The 17578-nt window shown below is 49.2% G+C and carries 19 protein-coding genes; all 19 read left to right on the plus strand.

The window, feature by feature from the left end:
* The first annotated feature begins 59 nt into the window (after positions 1–59).
* A complete protein-coding gene (locus K7P76_RS16240; RefSeq protein WP_232186356.1) occupies positions 60–881 on the plus strand; it encodes a flagellar hook-basal body complex protein in 822 nt (273 codons plus the stop codon).
* Between the two features lie 58 nt (positions 882–939).
* Complete coding sequence (locus tag K7P76_RS16245) at positions 940–1173, plus strand: flagellar FlbD family protein (protein ID WP_232186357.1); 234 nt, start codon at positions 940–942, stop codon at positions 1171–1173.
* Positions 1170–1649 (plus strand): flagellar basal body-associated FliL family protein, encoded by a 480-nt coding sequence (locus K7P76_RS16250; RefSeq protein WP_232186358.1) that lies wholly within the window; start codon positions 1170–1172, stop codon positions 1647–1649. Before K7P76_RS16245 ends, K7P76_RS16250 begins: the two co-directional genes overlap by 4 nt.
* Positions 1650–1741: 92 nt before the next feature.
* Positions 1742–2743, plus strand: a complete 1002-nt coding sequence (fliM, locus tag K7P76_RS16255) for a flagellar motor switch protein FliM (protein ID WP_232186359.1) — start codon at positions 1742–1744, stop codon at positions 2741–2743.
* Positions 2733–3962: a flagellar motor switch phosphatase FliY gene (fliY, locus tag K7P76_RS16260; RefSeq protein ID WP_232186360.1), complete on the plus strand. Its 1230-nt coding sequence runs from the start codon at positions 2733–2735 to the stop codon at positions 3960–3962. The genes fliM and fliY overlap by 11 nt, the downstream gene beginning before the upstream one ends.
* 21 nt (positions 3963–3983) lie before the next feature.
* The gene (locus K7P76_RS16265) at positions 3984–4346 is read left to right on the plus strand and encodes a response regulator (RefSeq protein ID WP_232186361.1); all 363 of its coding nucleotides are present in this window, start codon (positions 3984–3986) and stop codon (positions 4344–4346) included.
* A 20-nt stretch (positions 4347–4366) separates the two neighbouring features.
* Entirely contained in the window at positions 4367–4903 is a 537-nt protein-coding gene (locus tag K7P76_RS16270) for a flagellar biosynthetic protein FliO (RefSeq protein ID WP_232186531.1), read from the plus strand.
* Positions 4900–5646 (plus strand): flagellar type III secretion system pore protein FliP, encoded by a 747-nt coding sequence (gene fliP / locus K7P76_RS16275; RefSeq protein ID WP_232186362.1) that lies wholly within the window; start codon positions 4900–4902, stop codon positions 5644–5646. Before K7P76_RS16270 ends, fliP begins: the two co-directional genes overlap by 4 nt.
* Before the next feature lie 33 nt (positions 5647–5679).
* Entirely contained in the window at positions 5680–5949 is a 270-nt protein-coding gene (fliQ, locus tag K7P76_RS16280; RefSeq protein WP_232186363.1) for a flagellar biosynthesis protein FliQ, read from the plus strand.
* Positions 5950–5955: 6 nt separating this feature from the next.
* Complete coding sequence (fliR, locus tag K7P76_RS16285) at positions 5956–6741, plus strand: flagellar biosynthetic protein FliR (RefSeq protein ID WP_232186364.1); 786 nt, start codon at positions 5956–5958, stop codon at positions 6739–6741.
* 30 nt (positions 6742–6771) lie between these two features.
* A complete protein-coding gene (gene flhB, locus K7P76_RS16290) occupies positions 6772–7860 on the plus strand; it encodes a flagellar biosynthesis protein FlhB (protein ID WP_232186365.1) in 1089 nt (362 codons plus the stop codon).
* 220 nt (positions 7861–8080) lie between these two features.
* Entirely contained in the window at positions 8081–10114 is a 2034-nt protein-coding gene (gene flhA, locus K7P76_RS16295; protein WP_232186366.1) for a flagellar biosynthesis protein FlhA, read from the plus strand.
* A complete protein-coding gene (gene flhF / locus K7P76_RS16300; RefSeq protein WP_232186367.1) occupies positions 10111–11478 on the plus strand; it encodes a flagellar biosynthesis GTPase FlhF in 1368 nt (455 codons plus the stop codon). The genes flhA and flhF overlap by 4 nt, the downstream gene beginning before the upstream one ends.
* On the plus strand, positions 11471–12334 hold the full coding sequence (locus K7P76_RS16305) for a MinD/ParA family protein (RefSeq protein ID WP_232186368.1): 864 nt from the start codon (positions 11471–11473) through the stop codon (positions 12332–12334). Before flhF ends, K7P76_RS16305 begins: the two co-directional genes overlap by 8 nt.
* A gap of 42 nt (positions 12335–12376) precedes the next feature.
* On the plus strand, positions 12377–13846 hold the full coding sequence (locus K7P76_RS16310; protein WP_232186369.1) for a chemotaxis protein CheB: 1470 nt from the start codon (positions 12377–12379) through the stop codon (positions 13844–13846).
* A 42-nt stretch (positions 13847–13888) separates the two neighbouring features.
* Positions 13889–15970, plus strand: coding sequence for a chemotaxis protein CheA (locus K7P76_RS16315; protein ID WP_232186370.1), 2082 nt, complete (start codon positions 13889–13891; stop codon positions 15968–15970).
* Between the two features lie 31 nt (positions 15971–16001).
* A complete protein-coding gene (locus tag K7P76_RS16320) occupies positions 16002–16463 on the plus strand; it encodes a chemotaxis protein CheW (protein ID WP_232186371.1) in 462 nt (153 codons plus the stop codon).
* 36 nt (positions 16464–16499) lie between these two features.
* A complete protein-coding gene (locus K7P76_RS16325) occupies positions 16500–17084 on the plus strand; it encodes a chemotaxis protein CheC (RefSeq protein ID WP_255678608.1) in 585 nt (194 codons plus the stop codon).
* Positions 17084–17578 carry a chemotaxis protein CheD gene (locus K7P76_RS16330; protein ID WP_232186373.1) on the plus strand — a complete coding sequence of 165 codons (495 nt, stop codon included), beginning with the start codon at positions 17084–17086 and terminating at the stop codon, positions 17576–17578. Before K7P76_RS16325 ends, K7P76_RS16330 begins: the two co-directional genes overlap by 1 nt.

Here is a 17578-nt window from a genome sequence, read left to right on the forward strand (position 1 = left end):
CAAGGTCGCCGACCGATTGAAGCGGCCCTATTCCAACCACTAATGGAGGTAGGCAATTCATGTTACGTTCAATGTATTCTGGAGTATCCGGTATGCGCGGGTTTCAGACGAAGCTCGACGTCATTGGCAACAATATTGCCAACGTCAACACCGTCGGTTTCAAAGCCGGACGCGTAATGTTCAAAGATATTTTGAGCCAATCGATGTCAGGTATTACAGCACCGGTCGATGGAACTTCAGGCGGCGTAAATGCCAAGCAAATCGGTCTTGGAGTTTCAGTTGCTTCGATCGATACGATCCATACACCCGGAAGCGCCATGACTACGTCAATCTCCACCGATCTTCGCATCGATGGCGACGGGTTCTTCGTTGTTAGTCCGGCAGACGGCGGTCCGCAATATTTAACGCGTGCCGGTAACTTTACGCTTGATGCGAATCGCCAATTGGTAAACTCCGACGGGATGTTCGTAAAAGCTGCCGATGATGGCGGAATTATTCAACTGGGCGAGGAAGTTACGGCGTTCTCGATTGCTCAAGACGGAACGATCATCTCGATCGACCAGAACGGTTTGGCAACGCCGACCGATTTCAAAGTCGGAGTAGCGAAAGTCGTTAACCCGGGCGGTTTGGAGAAGGTCGGAGGAAGCTTGTACCGCATGACGCCGAACGCGAATCCCGATTCTGCGCTTGTCGTAGGCAGCGCCAATGATTTAGTCGTTGGAACGGGCGCGATCGTATCCGGTCAGCTCGAAATGTCCAACGTCGATCTAACGAACGAGTTTACGGAAATGATCGTCGCGCAGCGCGGATTCCAGGCAAACTCAAGAATCATTACGACATCGGATGAAATTCTTCAAGAAGTCGTTAACCTGAAACGGTAATTGATCTCCTGCCTCGGGAGAGCTTAGCTCTCCCCTTGGCAGCTCGGGGGCCCCAACGATGATAAGTGTTACGCGCTTAAACGGCAGCAAGTTCCACGTCAATGCCTTATTGATCGAGACGGTGGAAGACACGCCGGACACCATTATTACGCTTACTACAGGAAAGAAATTCATTGTTATCGAAAATTCTTCGGATGTAATCCGGGCAATCCGGCATTACTTGCGCAGTATCGGCGTGCTGGCGGCTGTAACTAGCCCAACGGACACGCAATCGGAGGGAGCTACGTCATGAAAAAACTGTTGCCTTGGCTCGTTTCGCTATTATTGGCGATTACGTTGATTGTCATTGTCACCTTTTACTTCTGGAACACCCTGTTCGGGGATAAGTCCAAGGATCCCGAACAGGCCACGAAGGATGCGGTTGAGAATGTGCAAGCCGAGCCGATATCTGCGGATGAATTGGTCAAAGTCACATCCGAATTAATAGATATCAGAACAAATCTTGCTGACACTGACTATGTCGTCCAAATCAGCTTCTCATTTCAATTCGATAGTCAGAAAGCAAAAGAAGAGTTCGATAAGATCAAGGAAAACCAGATCAAACCGATCATTAACCGTGCATTATGGGTGATGTCCCCTGATGATATGAATGGAACCAAGGGCAAGGACCAACTGACTGCCGGACTTATCAATTCCATTAATTCCGTGTTGTCGGAAGGCAAATTGGTCAAGGTTGGAATTAAAGGATTTATTATGACGCCTATTTGATAATGAAAACCCGCATCATATGCAATTGTCGGAATAATTGACCGCTAGCTAGAGAACTCGTTACGCTTGGGTCGAAGAGAGGGGTGAGAGATTTGGTAGATGTACTTTCGCAGAATGAGATCGACGCTCTATTAGCGGCGCTCTCGTCGGGTGAAATGGATGCGGAAGAGCTTAAAAAAGAGGATACGCAGAAAAAGGTGCGCTCTTACGATTTCAAACGCGCAGTCCGCTTTTCCAAAGATCATATCCGCAGCTTGACCCGAATACACGAGAACTTTGCGCGGTTTTTGACAACGTATTTCTCCGCTCAGCTGCGAACGTTCGTCCAGATTAATGTCGTTCAGGTTGAACAGCTTCCTTATGACGAATTTATTCGCTCCATTCCGAAGATGACGATATTAAATATTTTCGAGGCGGAGCCGCTGGAAGGACGAATGGTTCTAGAGGTACATCCCAACGTCGCTTTCGCCATGTTAGACAGGCTGCTCGGCGGCGGAGGCACCGCTCCCAACAAAATTGGCAGCTTAACGGAAATCGAAACGATCATCATGGAGAAAATTTTCAGCAGAGCTTTCGAGAGCTTGCAGGAAGCTTGGCGAACGATCATAGATTTGCAACCGCGGCTCGAAGCGTTAGAGACGAATCCGCAGTTCATGCAAATCGTATCTCCGAATGAAACGATCGCGCTCATATCCTTAAGTACCAAGATCGGGGATACAACCGGGATGATCAACTTATGCATTCCGCATGTGGTCATTGAACCGATCATGCCAAGGTTATCCGTGCATCACTGGTTTGTTTCCCAGAAGAAAACGAGGGCACCGGAAGAGCAGCAGCTGCTAGAGCAAAGAGTTAACAAAGCCAGGCTGCCTATTATCGCTGAATTAGGCGCTTCCCAAATTTCCGTACAGGAATTTCTGAACCTTTCCATTGGAGATGTGATCGCCCTACATAAGCCGACGGACGAAGGATTGGAAGTAAAAGTAGGGGATAAGGTGAAGTTTATTGCCAGCCCCGGCACGGTGCGGGATAAGATGGCGATCCAAATTCATGAAATCGTCAGTGAAGGGGTAGATGAAATCGATGACGAGTAAAGACTATTTATCCCAAGAAGAGATTGATGCTCTATTGCGTCAATCGTCCGGCGGGGAAGACGAGGCGCCAGAGAGTTCTTTGGGCGGCGAGGGTACGATCGATGATTACTTGACACCGCTGGAGCAAGACGCTCTTGGGGAAATCGGTAATATAACTTTCGGAAGTGCCGCTACGGCACTCTCAACGCTGCTCGGGAAAAAAGTCGATATTACAACTCCCACAGTATCGATTATCGCTCGAGAGCAATTCGAAGCTGAATTTCCTAAACCGCATGTCGCCGTTCACGTAAGTTACGTGGAGGGATTCGAAGGAATCAACTCGCTTGTCATTAAATCCCACGATGCCCAGGTAATCGCGGATTTGATGCTCGGCGGGGAAGGAAATGTCACTTCCGAAGAGCTAAACGAAATTCACGTAAGCGCCGTGCAAGAGGCGATGAATCAAATGATGGGTTCGTCCGCAACATCAATGTCGACGATCTTTAATCGTATGGTCAACATTTCTCCTCCCGGTATTGATATTATGGATGTCCGCAACAATTCGGGCCTAACAAATATGCCGCAGGAAGACGTATTTGTTAAAATCTCTTTCCGCCTCAAAATCGGCGATTTGATCGATTCGTCGATCATGCAATTATTGGCGGTTCCATTTGCCAAAGAATTGGTTCGTTCCTTGATGGGAACCGTTTCGGAAGATGCGGCTCCGCCAATTTCGAGCGAGCCGCCCGCACCGCAAGCGGCTCAGCCGGTTTATTCGGCCCCGACTCCGCCGCCCGCGCCGCCTGTTCATCAAGCGCCTCCTATACATCAAGCGCCTCCGATGGCAGCAGCACCGCCAAGTTATGCTGCGCCAATGCCTTCTTATCCACAAACATTGGGCGGAGGAGTTAACCGGAACGTGAATGTGAATCCCGTTCAATTCGCGAATTTCCAAGGCGGAGGTTTTGCGCAAGGGGATGAGACGAATCTTAATCTATTGCTCGACATCCCTCTGAAAGTAACGGTAGAATTAGGCCGTACCCAAAAACAGATCAAGGATATTTTGGAACTGTCCCAAGGCTCTATTATCGAGCTGGACAAACTGGCCGGCGAACCTGTCGACATCTTAGTAAATAACAAATTGATCGCCAAAGGCGAGGTCGTCGTCATCGACGAAAATTTCGGCGTACGCGTAACCGACATCGTCAGTCAATGGGATCGTGTCCAAAAAATCCAATAAGCTCATCGGGAGGAAATTGAAATGGCAAACCGCATTCTCATAGTAGACGACGCAGCATTTATGCGCATGATGATCCGCGATATTTTAACGAAGAATGGTTATGAGGTTGTGGGAGAAGCACAAGATGGAGCACAGGCCATCGAGAAATATAAGGAGCTTACTCCTGATCTTATTACAATGGATATCACGATGCCGGAGATGGATGGGATAACCGCTCTGAAAGAAATCCGCAAGTTGGACACGAACGCTAAAGTCATCATGTGTTCGGCGATGGGGCAGCAAGCTATGGTTATCGATGCGATTCAAGCCGGAGCTAAAGATTTTATCGTCAAACCGTTCCAAGCCGACCGCGTCATCGAAGCGATCAAGAAAACACTGGGTTAAGTCAGGAGCGTTGAAGATTGATGCGCACTTACGGGCTCGTTGAACAATTCCAAGGATCAACATCCGCATGGGATCTGATCTGGGTATTGTTCGTCCTCGGAATTATCGTCGGCTTGATCGTTCTAGTATTACGATTTTTCGCTAAACGCAATCGCGGATGGGGGATGAATCGCTCGCTTCGTTCGCTCGGAGGTTATCCTCTGGGCACGAATAAGTCGATGCAAATCGTAGAATGGAACAGTCGAATATACGTGCTCGGCATAGGGGACAACGTGACGTTGCTGGAGTCTATTACGGATCCGGAAATCGTAGCCGACCTGCTGGCAGAGCATGACTCCGCTACGGCTAATACGGGAGCAACATTGCCTGAATGGTTTCGGAAGTGGACGGGGCGCAACAGCGAGCCAAGCGAAGACACTGTGAACAATGTAGCTAACAATGGGACAAGTTTCGAGCAAACGTTGGAAAACCGCCTGCGCCAGCTTTCGGAAAGAAGACAGCGGGTGGAGCAGTTGTTAGAGGAAAGCCGTTCCGGAGATCGGACAGACAAGTCATGAGAAAAAAACTGATTTATAGCTTCTTGAGTCTCCAAGCTCTTCTGTTAGCGTTTCAGGCATCGGTTTATGCGGATCCCATCATTGGAGTCACTCTCGGTGACGGGAAGGAGCCTATTGGAGCTTCAGCGCTATCGATGCTGCTTCTGATCACCGTGTTGAGCTTGGCTCCCGCCATTCTCGTGCTGATGACAAGCTTCACGCGGATCGTAATCGTGCTCGGATTCGTCCGCACGTCTCTCGGTACGCAGCAGATGCCGCCGAACCAGGTGCTGATCGGACTTGCTTTGTTCATGACTTTATTCATCATGGCTCCAACGTTCTCAACATTAAGCGAGACGGCATTAAAGCCATATCTTGCCGGCCAGATCAGCCAAACGGAAGCTTTGCAGAAGGCATCCATACCGATGAAAGACTTTATGTACAAGCATACGCGCGAGAAAGATTTGTTATTATTCATGAATTATACGAAAACCGAGAAGCCGGCTACATACAAGGACATTCCGATTACAGTACTTGTTCCCGCCTATGCCATCAGCGAATTAAAAACGGCTTTTCAGATGGGTTTCATGATATTTATTCCTTTTCTCATCATAGATATGGTCGTTGCCAGCACGCTCATGGCGATGGGGATGATGATGCTTCCGCCTGTAATGATTTCGCTCCCGTTCAAGATATTGCTCTTTGTGCTCGTCGACGGTTGGTATCTTGTCGTTAAGTCTCTGTTGACTAGCTTTAATACTTGAAACGCTGCGTAATCGTTAGCTAGGAGGGAACAGATGAGCTCCGAATTTGTTATTGGATTAGCTGGACAAGCATTATATACCGTCCTTAAAGTAAGTGCTCCAATGCTTGGAATCGGATTAATCGTCGGATTGCTAGTGAGTATCTTTCAAGCGACGACCCAGATTCAGGAACAAACGCTTGCGTTTGTACCCAAAATTATCGCCGTATTCTTAGCGCTTTTGATTTTCGGGCCGTGGATTCTTAATATCATGGTCGATTTCACAAGCAATTTGCTCGGAAACTTGGCGAATTACATTGGATGACGCCGGATGGAAATAATCATGCAGGCATTCCCTGCCTTTTTGCTTGTTTTTTGTCGAATCACCTCGTTTTTTGTTGTTGCGCCGATATTTTCATCACGGACTTTTCCGACGACGATCAAGATAGGCCTGGCGTTTTTCGTCTCCATGATCGTTTTTCTGACCATCGGTTTCGATACGAAGGTAACGGCGGACGCAACTTACATACTGGCGATTATTCGCGAGGTTTTCGCCGGACTTATTATAGGATACACATCCCATCTCTTCTTTACGGTTGTTCAAACCTCCGGCGCTTTGATGGATATGCAGATGGGGTTTGGAATTGCGAATATCGTAGACCCGATATCCGGGGTTTCCGCGCCGATCATGGGAAATTTAAAGTACATGCTCATGATGCTCGTGTTCCTATCTTTGAACGGTCATCATTATTTGCTAGCGGCCATTATGGACAGCTACAAATGGCTGCCTCTCGATAATAAGCTGTTTCAAGTTTATTACGGGGGGCATGTTACGGAGTTTCTGGCAAGAACGTTTGCGGATACCTTCTTGCTCGCTTTGCAAATATCGGCTCCAATTGTCGTGTCCATGTTCTTGACGGATTTCGGTTTGGCTCTGCTTGCTCGGACCGCTCCTCAATATAACGTGTTCGTTATCGGAATTCCGATTAAGATTTTGGTTGGATTGGCCTTGCTCGTCATTTTGCTGCCGGGGTTCAGCGCTTTGTTTCAGATGCTATTCGATCACATGTTCAATGCACTTGAAAAACTGTTTGTCGTCTTGAAATCATCCTCTTAAACATAGGTGCAAAGTAGAGGAGGTGGTGTCATGCCCCGTAATCGCCTTAGGATGAATTTGCAGTTGTTTGCAGGCGAAAAAACGGAGAGGGCGACACCCAAAAAGCGTCAGGATAGCCGCAACAAAGGACAAGTGGCCAAGAGCGCGGAAATACCCAGCTCGCTTATTCTGCTCGCTTGCATCTGTTGTTTGCTCGTGTTAGGACCTTATTTCCAGAAACAAATACTAGCCATGTTCGGAGATGTTCTGTTGCACCGATTGAACATGGACGTGACGGAGCAGAACGTACTTAGTCTCTTCGGCCACTACGCTATTCAACTGCTTATCGTACTTGCTCCGATTTTTGTTATCGTGCTTGTGATTGCCTTTGCGGCTTATTACGTTCAAATCGGGTGGCTATTCACTTTGGAACCGTTAAAGCCAAAGTTCGAGAAGCTGAACCCGCTCTCAGGCGCCAAAAATATTTTTGGAATTCGATCCGTCGTGGAATTTTTAAAAAGCTCGCTGAAGCTGATCACTGTGGCACTCATCGTTTTTACGACACTGTGGTCGGAAAAGAAACGGTTTTTGGATTTGGCGCATTTGCCCGTGCAGGATATATTTGCATTCGTAGCCAGCTTGGCGGTTCGCATGGGAATATTCGTTGCAGCTCTATTGTTCATCCTTGCGGTAGGAGATTTCATGTACCAGCGGTATGAATATGAGAAGAACTTGAGGATGAGTAAACAGGATATTAAAGACGAGTACAAGAACATGGAAGGCGATCCATTGATCAAAGGAAAGATCAAGGAACGCCAACGCAAGATGGCGCTTATGCGAATGATGCAGGAAGTGCCGAAAGCGGACGTCGTAATCACGAACCCGACTCACTTTGCCGTTGCCCTTAAATACGACGGCAAGAAAATGGATGCACCAACTGTCATCGCTAAAGGGCAAGATTACTTGGCTCTAAGAATTCGTGAGATCGCCAAGCAGAACGACGTAATGACTATGGAAAACAAGCCGCTCGCCCGCGCGCTGTTCGAGAGGACCGAAGTGGGAGAAAGCGTACCAGGCGATCTCTTCCAAGCGGTCGCGGAAGTGCTGGCATACGTATACAGGCTCAAGGGCCGGCGTTAAAAAAGGTAAAACGAGCTGTTACAAGCTGTGCGTCGAGTGCGGAGAAGGAGGAAAAAGGTTGTCACGGAGAGTTTACGTCCGCCTTTAAAATCGAGTTGTAACCGACAAGTCAATTCAAAACAACTCAGATTTTAACCAGCGGCGGAGTGACAACCTCTTTTCCGGATTCGCAGCATTAGTCGACGTATAGGAAGTGAATTGCGAGGGGAGGGAACGAGCCATGAAAATTCGGGACTTAAGCATACTCATAGGCGTCATCGGTATTGTCCTGATGATGGTCGTTCCAATTCCCAAAGGACTATTGGATATTCTGCTCATACTTAACATCTCTGTGGCGATCATGATACTGCTCATCGCAATGAACACGCAGGATGCGCTTCATTTTTCCATATTTCCAACGATACTGCTCCTTACGACGATATTCCGATTGGCGCTTAACGTTTCGACAACCCGTCTTGTATTATCGAAAGCAGACGCCGGGCATGTTGTAGATACATTCGGAAGGTTCGTTGCAGGCGGACAGATAGCGATTGGCTTTGTCGTTTTCCTCATCCTCGTTGTCGTTCAGTTTATCGTTATTACCAAAGGTTCTGAGCGGGTTGCCGAGGTTGGCGCGCGGTTTACGCTCGATGCGATGCCCGGTAAACAAATGAGTATCGACGCGGATTTGAACGCAGGGTTAATTAACGAGCAACAAGCGCGTGAACGCCGCGGGAAAATCGAGAAGGAAGCGGACTTCTACGGCGCGATGGATGGTGCGAGTAAATTCGTCAAGGGAGACGCGATCGCATCCATCATCATCGTAATGATAAATCTCGTCGCAGGATTCATTATCGGTATGGCTATTCATGGGATGAGCGCGATGGAGTCGCTTGAAAGGTACTCGATTCTTACGATAGGGGACGGACTTGTCAGCCAAATTCCGGCGCTTCTGATCAGTACCGCAGCCGGTATTATCGTAACGAGAGCCGCTTCCGAAGGGAATATGGCGGATGATTTGAGCAAACAGCTGCTGCGGTATCCTAAATTGCTTTATATTGTCGCAGGAACCGTGGCGCTTCTGGGACTCGCAACTCCTATTCCTCTTATAAGCACAATTCCTTATGCAGCCATTCTTTCCATAGCAGGCTACCGACTGCAGAGAAATCTGAATCGGAAACAGCAGGAGGAAGAATTACTCGTCGAGGAGAAGCATATCGAGGAAGTTCGCAGCCCCGAGAGCGTCATCAGCTTGCTGCAGGTCGACCCAATCGAATTCGAGTTTGGTTATGGCTTGATTCCATTGGCAGACACCCAGCAAGGCGGAGATTTACTCGACAGAATTATTATGATTCGACGGCAATGCGCGCTCGAAATGGGCTTAATCGTCCCCGTTATCCGAATTCGCGACAATATTCAACTAAAACCGAATGAATATGTCATTAAAATGAAAGGAAATACGGTTGCTCGTGGCGAACTATTGTTACATCACTACTTAGCCATGAGTCCCGGTTTCGATGACGATTCCGTAACGGGGATAGAAACTCAGGAGCCCGCGTTCGGATTGCCTGCGCTATGGATCGATGAAGCGACGAAGGAACGTGCCGAAATGGCCGGTTATACGGTCGTTGATCCGCCTTCCGTCGTAGCTACCCATCTGACGGAAGTCATTAAGAAATATGCGCACGAGCTTATCGGTCGTCAAGAGACGAAGGCATTGGTTGAAAGCGTAAAGGAAACTTATCCTGCGCTGGTTGATGAACTAATCCCTTCCATTCTTAGCGTTGGCGACGTCCAGAAAGTGTTGTCCAAATTGTTGAAAGAGAAAATTTCCATCCGGGATTTGGTGACGATTTTCGAGACGTTGGCGGATTACGGCAAGTTTACGAAAGATCCCGAGGTGCTGACGGAGTACGTACGTCAAAGTTTATCCAGGCAAATTACCCAACAGTATGCAAGCTCGTCAGAACCTCTCAAGGTTATAACGGTAAGTCCTGCCGTTGAGAAGAAGATAGCGGATGCCGTGCAGCAGTCGGATCAAGGAAGTTACTTGGCCATGGATCCGGCTTCATCTCAGGCTATCTATCAAAGGCTTACGGAACAAGTAAATCGATTGGTACAATCGGGTCAGCAGCCAATTATTTTAACTTCACCGACGATTCGAATGTACTTGCGCCAATTGCTTGAACGAAGCTTACAAGATATTCCGGTCATTTCTTACAGTGAGTTGGAGCCAAGTATTGAAGTGCAAAGCGTCGGGGTGGTGAGTGCGTGAAGGTCAAACGATATATAGTCGATGATTTGCCGGAAGCCGTGCAAATGATCCGCAGCGAGCTCGGCTCGGATGCCGTCATTCTAAATACGAAAGAAATCCGCATCGGCGGATTTCTTGGCATGTTCAGCAAGAAACGTGTAGAGGTCATTGCGGCTGTAGATGAGGCTTCCAAGAAACTTCCAGCGCGCGCGCCGATGCCTGCGCGTCCGATAGAAAAGAAACAGCTTTTATCCCAAATAGAGGAACTGGCTGTATCGTCCCCGATGATCCCTTCGAATGCGGTAAGAGAGAGATATTCGCAAGCTCCCTTTGCCGACAGCGGACGGAAGACGACGTCCCCGGTAATGGAAGCGCAGCGTGATGCGGGACAAGCGATTATCGCTCAACCGGACACCCACCTTGAACAGCATCGGTCTGACACTCAAGCAGCCACATTGGCGGTCGCGGTTCAGACGTTGGAAGCCAGAGAAAATAAACAGGCCAAAGAGGAAACTTCCGCATTGCTCCTAGAGCTGCGTTCCATGAAAGAAATGATGGCCAAGATGGCGAAGCAGCAAACTTTCCGCAGCATGCCTGAAGCGGTCATGAAATGGAGCAGGCGATTAGCGGAACAAGGAGTTGATCCTGCTTACGTGGAGCAATTCGCGGAAGCGGTAAATTTAATAATGGAAGAGACGAGCGAAGAAGAAACTCGTTCCTCCTATGAAGCGGCTCGTGCCGTACTCCTCTCATGGCTGCAAGACGCCAAGGGGACAGGTATCGAACCTACGACTAGAATCGTTCATTTTGTAGGGCCGACTGGAGTAGGTAAGACGACCACAATCGCCAAGCTAGCCGCCGAGCAATCCTTCAGCCATCGACGAAGCGTCGGGTTTATAACGGCAGATACCTACCGAATAGCGGCAGTTGATCAATTGAGGACCTATGCGGATATCTTAAACGTCCCGCTTGAAGTCGTATTTTCACCCAGCGAATTGACCCGTGCTTATAAGAAACTAAACGACCTTGATTTATTGTTCATGGATACGGCCGGTCGAAACTATCGGAACGAAATGTTCGTTTCGGAAGTCAATAGCCTCCTCGCTCCCGGAGAACAGACGGAAACGATTCTTGTCCTTAGCATGACACATAAGTATAGCGACATGAAAATGGTCGCTTCTCAGTTCGCGAAGTATGGGGTCAATCAACTATTGCTGACTAAATTCGACGAGACGGACTCTTTCGGAACGATAATCAATTTGGTGAAAGAGTTCGATTTCCGAATTTCCTATATTACATGCGGTCAGACCGTTCCAGACGACATTAGGCCATTTGATCCCGAAGATTTGATCAGACGGTTGTTGGGGGAGAAGTCCGATGAATGATCAAGCGCAGGCACTGCGGCATTTGGTTCATTCCAAGGACTCCCAATCCGCTCGCATGACGCGGGTGATTACCGTTACTAGCGGAAAAGGCGGTGTCGGCAAATCCAACTTCAGCCTCAATTTCGCCATGGCGCTCCAAAATCGAGGATATAGCGTGCTTGTGTTCGATGCGGACATAAGCTTTGCGAATATCGATGTTTTATTGGGCACGCCGGCCAAATACAATCTCATTCATTTGCTTAAAGGCGAGAAAACGATCTGGGAAATCATCCAGACCGGTCCTGGTGGACTGCAGTTTATCGCGGGTGGTTCCGGATTCCAGGATTTGGTCCGCTTAAGCGATCAGGAAATCGAGTATTTCTCCGAACAGATTGGCAAGCTGCACGGTTACGTGGATTTTATCCTGTTCGATACCGGCGCCGGATTGTCCAAGGAAACGGTTCGATTCATTACGGCTGCGGAAGAAACCATTGTCGTAACGACTCCCGAGCCGACTTCCATCACGGATGCGTATGCTCTGATCAAGATGTTGAAGTCCATGGGTCATCAAATTTCCTTTAAGCTTGTCGTGAATCGCGTTTCCGACGACAGAGAGGGGAAGCAGACGGCGGATAACATTCAGCATGTAACGGATAAGTATTTGGGTCTGAATATTCCCGTTCTGGGGTATATTCCGGACGACGCCAACGTATCGAAGGCCGTCAAGAAGCAGACGCCTTTATCGATCGCCTTTCCGGATAGTTCGGCAACGCGGGGAATTGATCGGATAGCTTCCCGGTTTCTAATGGAAAGGGAAACTTCCTCAACGCGCGGACTATCAAGCTTCCTGCAGCGAATGAAGAAACTATGGAGTTAATCAATTCGATTGCACAACTAGATTAACGGGGAGGGTCGCCAAATGCAGGAATTCAAAGTGCTGATCGTAGATGATTCCCCATTTATGCGCAAGGTTTTCAGCGATGTCATTGATGCTGACGCTGCCTTCAAAGTATTGGCAACAGCCTCGAATGGCAAAGAAGCCGTTGACTTGGCGCTTAAGCTCAAGCCGGACATCATAACCATGGATTTGGAAATGCCGCAATTAAATGGAATTGAAGCGCTGCAGCGCATTATGGCGATTCAACCGACCCCGGTTATTATGCTCTCGGCGGTTACCGACAACGGGACAAGGGATACGATTAAAGCTCTGCAATACGGGGCGATCGATTTTATCCGAAAACCGGACGGAGCCGTTAAGCTGGATATCCGCCAGGTAGGAGAACAACTGCTGGAGAAATTACATATTGCTTTAGAGACGATGAGCAGCGGTTCATTCCGAATGCTTCCGGCCATTGAAGAAAAGGGAGAACCGTCTCCTCAACCTGCAACTGTCGAACCAAGGCAAGCAGCGCCTTTGCAGAAGGAGATTAAGAAGCCGGATAACCAAACGGAAACGGCCGTGTATAAGGCGAAGGTCGATACGAGCAGATCTGCCGCGGCGCCAGCTAGGCCGAAGAGCCCGGACTTGAACCGAAAGCCGGAAAGCGCAACGGACAATCGCAAACCTGTGGGATCTCCCGTGCCGCCTTCTGCATCTGACATCGGCAGCGGGATACCGAAACCGAAATTGCCGCAGTCTCAACCAGGAATCGAAACATCCCGCCTGAAAGAAATGAAGCCCGTTTCGACAAACGCGGATCAAGATATCGCTGCTAAGCGTTTGACGAAACCAACCATAAATTCCGAGAAGCCGGCACATGCGATTCCTAATACGCCGCCCAAAAGCACAGGCTTAACCGCATTCACCCATATCGTAGCCGTAGGCACCTCTACGGGAGGGCCCCGGGCATTGCATGAATTGCTAACCGGTATTCCCGCGGATTTTCCGGCACCAATTCTCGTCGTCCAGCATATGCCTCCCAAATTCACGCATTCGCTGGCACAACGATTGGATAACTTTTGCAGCATTCAAGTTCGGGAGGCGGTCGACGGGGAACCTGTTGAAACCGCCACGGCTTACATCGCTCCTGGCGGAAGACACATGACGCTGGCGAAAGAAGCAAATGGCAAATACCGAATTAAATTGTCAGACGAGGGTCCAAGGGGAGGGCACATGCCTTCTGTAGATGTCATGTTCGAATCCTTGATCGGACAGCATCAATTGAAAAGGCATGTCGTGCTTATGACTGGAATGGGCAGCGATGGCGCCAAAGGAATGAAGGCGCTTCAAACGGACGGAGCCGTTACTACGATCGCCGAAGCAGAACAGACCTGCGTCGTTTACGGCATGCCCCGGTCCGCGGTAGAGCTTGGTGCCGTATCCCATCTGCTCCCGCTTCAAGGAATTGCTTCCGTTCTCGTGAAAGAAGTGAAACTGCGCAAGCCATGAAATTGCCGCTGAAAGTTCAGCCAACTAGGAGGTGTCAGGCCCGTGGAAATGAATCAATACATGTCCATCTTCATCGATGAGGCCAACGATCACTTGCAATCGCTCAATGAAAATATGCTTCGGTTAGAGCAACAGCCAGAGGATATTAGCATCGTTCAAATTATTTTCCGTTCCGCGCATACGCTTAAAGGAATGTCGGCGACGATGGGGTTTGAAGATCTCGCGGCGCTTACGCATGAGATGGAAAATGTGCTGGATCTAGTTCGTAATGGCAAATTGAGCATGAACGGCAATATTTTCGACACGCTATTCAAATGTTTGGACGCTTTAGAGGCAATGGTACAGGACGTTATCAACGGCGGCACGGGTAAAGGCGAGGTTACCGAGCTTGTAGAACGCCTAAAGGCAATCGTTAAAGGCGAGGATGGCGGCAAAGGAGCTGCGAAGGCGGCGAATAAGGAACAAGCGATATCCGCATCGTTAGTTCTTGACCAATACCAATTATCCGTTCTAAGCCAATCCATGGAAAGCGGTCATCGGGCCTATTACATTGATGTAAAGGTACGTGAAGATTGTTTGCTGAAAGCAGCCCGCGCGTATATGGTATTTGATGTTCTCGAAAGAAACGGCGAAGTGGTTAAAGCTCACCCGTCCGTACAGGAAATCGAACAAGAGTTATTCGAGAGAAGTTTCTCCGTCTACTATATTACCCAAGTGGATGAAGCTGTGCTTCGAGACGGCATCTCCCGCGTATCCGAGATCGAGTCGGTCGTCTTGACCCCTGTTGATCGCGATTCGCTTGCGGAATTAGGCCGCCCCCAAGCCTCTTCCGTCTCAACTTCCGACGCGATCAAGGAAACAGCCGCAGCGACCGAAAGCGCCGCGCCTGCTGCAGCTCCAAGTGCCGAGAACGGCGGCGGTTTACGTGCAGCACCGGCTGCCTCGTCCGCTGCTCCTGCCGGCAATGCTGCTCCGCGTACGATTCGGGTTGATATCGAACGTTTGGATTCGCTCATGAATTTATTTAGCGAATTGCTTATTGACCGCGTTCGATTGGAGCAATTGGCTTCCGAAGTACGTCGCAATGATTTGACCGAAACGGTCGAACACATGGCTCGAGTCAGCGCAGATTTGCAGAACATCGTTCTGAAGCTGCGGATGGTACCCGTAGAAAGCGTCTTTAACCGGTTTCCGCGGATGGTTCGCGACTTGGCCAAATCGCTTGATAAGAAAGTCGATCTCGTCATCATTGGCGCGGAGACGGAACTGGATCGCACCGTAATCGATGAAATCGGCGACCCGCTAGTCCATCTCATCCGAAATGCGGTTGACCATGGCATAGAACCGATCACGGAACGGATTAAAGCAGGCAAGTCGGAAGTGGGTACAGTACATTTAAGAGCCTATCACGCCGGAAACCACGTTTTCATCGAAATCGAGGAGGACGGTAAAGGAATTAACCGTCCAAAAGTGCTCGAAACGGCAATTAAACGCGGGGTAGTGACCGTTGAGGAAGCGAAAAATCTCAGCGATGACGAAGTGAACATGCTGATCTTTGCCGCGGGATTCAGCACGGCCGACAAAGTATCGGATATTTCCGGCAGGGGCGTAGGCCTTGATGTGGTGAAATCCAAAATTTCCTCATTGGGCGGTCACGTTTCCGTACACTCGAAATTGGGGTCAGGAACGAGATTCTCGATCCAGCTGCCGCTGACGCTATCCATCATAGCGGCGATGTTGATTAAACTAGGTTCCGAGAAGTACGCGTTCCCGCTTTCTTCCATCGTGGAAACGGGCTCTGTCAAGAGATCGGACATTCGGACGCTGCACGGAAATCGTATTATCGACTATCGTCAATCTATCATTCCGGTTGTATCGCTGGCAGCTTTAATAGATTCGCCGGATTATCGCGATGACGATGAGACGGAAACGGAAATGATCGTCATTCGCAAAGGGGACAAGCTTGCTGCCGTTCTGGTGGACGAGTTTATCGGACAAAACGAAATCGTTCTTAAGCCGCTTGGCAAATATTTAAATGCCAACCTCGGCATCGTTTCGGGAGCCACGATTCTCGGTGACGGCCAAGTCGCATTGATCGTAGATCCAAACGCACTCATCAAGTAAATAAACCGGACTCTAGGGGAGGATTTATTCCATGGCAGAGGAAATGAAAGTCATCGTTTTCACGCTTGCGCAAGAAGAGTACGGTATTGAGGTAGATAAAGTTCGTACTATCGAACGGCTGGTCCCGATTACTCGCGTTCCGAAAACGCCGGCTTTCGTTAAAGGCGTTATTAACCTTCGGGGCATCGTTATTCCCGTTATCGATCTTAGGGGGCGCTTCGGTCTTCCCGAGACGGATCTCACCGAAAATTCCCGGATTATCATCGTTGCGGCTAACGACCTGGAAGTTGGATTTATCGTGGATTCCGCCAATGATGTTATGGACGTTATGAGCGATACGATCGAGAACCCTCCTGAAGTATTAGGCGGAATCAAAGCGAAATACTTGAGCGGAGTAGCCAAAATCGGCGAAAGTCGGTTATTGATATTGCTAAACTTAGTGGAAGTGCTCAGCCGTAACGAAATCATCCAATTAGAACAGTTCGGAGAGTAAACTGTGAATCTTTTTAAGAATGACGCGGATTTCAAAATGGATGTGCTTCGGGAAGTCGGAAATATCGGTGCGGGCAATGCGGCTACGGCGTTATCGACCTTGCTTAACAAACCGGTGGACATGGCGGTGCCTACGGTCAGCTTTATTCCATTCGAAGAAATAGCCGAGCGCGTCGGCGGTTCCGAAGCCGTCGTCATTGCTATTTTCCTGCGGGTCGACGGCGATGCTCCCGGAAATATGTTTTTTATCCTCAATCGGGAGCCCGCAAGGCGCATACTGCAAGGACTGTTAGGCTTCAATGCGGCAGAGAACGATGAATACAGCGAATTAGAGCTGTCCGCTCTCAGCGAAATCGGCAATATTCTGGCTGGCTCTTATTTATCCTCCCTTGCCGATTTTACGGGTCTTCATATGTCTCCTACGGTCCCTTCTTTAGCGGTAGACATGGCAGGTGCGATTTTAAGCTACGGCTTACTTCAATTCGGCACGATGGGCGATGATGCTCTACTCATCGATACGACATTTCTTGAAGGTCATCAAGAAGCGGAAGGTCACTTCTTCCTCATTCCGGACCCCGAGTCATTCGATAAGCTATTTCGTGCGTTGGGAGTGCCGATCTAATGACCGAAGGCACCCTAATTAAAGTGGGGATGGCAGATTTGAACATCGCGGAGGGCGGAGCGGTACTTAAAACAACAGGCTTGGGTTCCTGCGTGGGTTTAACCTTATATGACCCTCAACTTAGACTCGGGGGAATGGCGCACATCATGTTGCCCACTTCCGAGATTGCCAGAGAAGGGCAAGTCAATATCGCTAAATACGCGGATACGGCTATCCCTGAGCTTCTCGCGCGAATGAAAAGCAAAGGAGCCGTGACGGGGCGGCTTGTTGCCAAAATGGCAGGCGGGGCCCAAATGTTCGCTTTCATGGGCGGATCGGATACGATGCGTATTGGTCCCCGCAACGTGGAAGCGACGAAACAGGCACTCGAATATTTCAAGATTCCGCTTGTTGCGGAAGATACCGGAGGCAGCTACGGTCGAACCGTTGAACTGAACAGTCAAAACGGCGTGTTCAGCATTCGCAGCGTGCAGTTCGGAGTAAAGGAGATCTAA

It is taken from the genome of Cohnella silvisoli (genome assembly GCF_021190915.1).
Classification (GTDB): Bacteria; Bacillota; Bacilli; order Paenibacillales; family Paenibacillaceae; genus Cohnella; species Cohnella silvisoli.

What these genes read in the sequence shown, in the direction of transcription:
- fliR (WP_232186364.1), top strand. Translation starts at nt 5,956, where the DNA reads ATGGAAATAATCATGCAGGCATTCCCTGCCTTTTTGCTTGTTTTTTGT.
- K7P76_RS16250 (WP_232186358.1), top strand. Translation starts at nt 1,170, where the DNA reads ATGAAAAAACTGTTGCCTTGGCTCGTTTCGCTATTATTGGCGATTACG.
- flhA (WP_232186366.1), top strand. Translation starts at nt 8,081, where the DNA reads ATGAAAATTCGGGACTTAAGCATACTCATAGGCGTCATCGGTATTGTC.
- K7P76_RS16325 (WP_255678608.1), top strand. Translation starts at nt 16,500, where the DNA reads ATGGATGTGCTTCGGGAAGTCGGAAATATCGGTGCGGGCAATGCGGCT.
- K7P76_RS16305 (WP_232186368.1), top strand. Translation starts at nt 11,471, where the DNA reads ATGAATGATCAAGCGCAGGCACTGCGGCATTTGGTTCATTCCAAGGAC.
- K7P76_RS16330 (WP_232186373.1), top strand. Translation starts at nt 17,084, where the DNA reads ATGACCGAAGGCACCCTAATTAAAGTGGGGATGGCAGATTTGAACATC.
- K7P76_RS16320 (WP_232186371.1), top strand. Translation starts at nt 16,002, where the DNA reads ATGGCAGAGGAAATGAAAGTCATCGTTTTCACGCTTGCGCAAGAAGAG.
- fliQ (WP_232186363.1), top strand. Translation starts at nt 5,680, where the DNA reads ATGAGCTCCGAATTTGTTATTGGATTAGCTGGACAAGCATTATATACC.
- K7P76_RS16310 (WP_232186369.1), top strand. Translation starts at nt 12,377, where the DNA reads ATGCAGGAATTCAAAGTGCTGATCGTAGATGATTCCCCATTTATGCGC.
- fliP (WP_232186362.1), top strand. Translation starts at nt 4,900, where the DNA reads ATGAGAAAAAAACTGATTTATAGCTTCTTGAGTCTCCAAGCTCTTCTG.
- K7P76_RS16245 (WP_232186357.1), top strand. Translation starts at nt 940, where the DNA reads ATGATAAGTGTTACGCGCTTAAACGGCAGCAAGTTCCACGTCAATGCC.
- K7P76_RS16270 (WP_232186531.1), top strand. Translation starts at nt 4,367, where the DNA reads ATGCGCACTTACGGGCTCGTTGAACAATTCCAAGGATCAACATCCGCA.
- K7P76_RS16265 (WP_232186361.1), top strand. Translation starts at nt 3,984, where the DNA reads ATGGCAAACCGCATTCTCATAGTAGACGACGCAGCATTTATGCGCATG.
- flhB (WP_232186365.1), top strand. Translation starts at nt 6,772, where the DNA reads ATGCCCCGTAATCGCCTTAGGATGAATTTGCAGTTGTTTGCAGGCGAA.
- K7P76_RS16240 (WP_232186356.1), top strand. Translation starts at nt 60, where the DNA reads ATGTTACGTTCAATGTATTCTGGAGTATCCGGTATGCGCGGGTTTCAG.
- fliY (WP_232186360.1), top strand. Translation starts at nt 2,733, where the DNA reads ATGACGAGTAAAGACTATTTATCCCAAGAAGAGATTGATGCTCTATTG.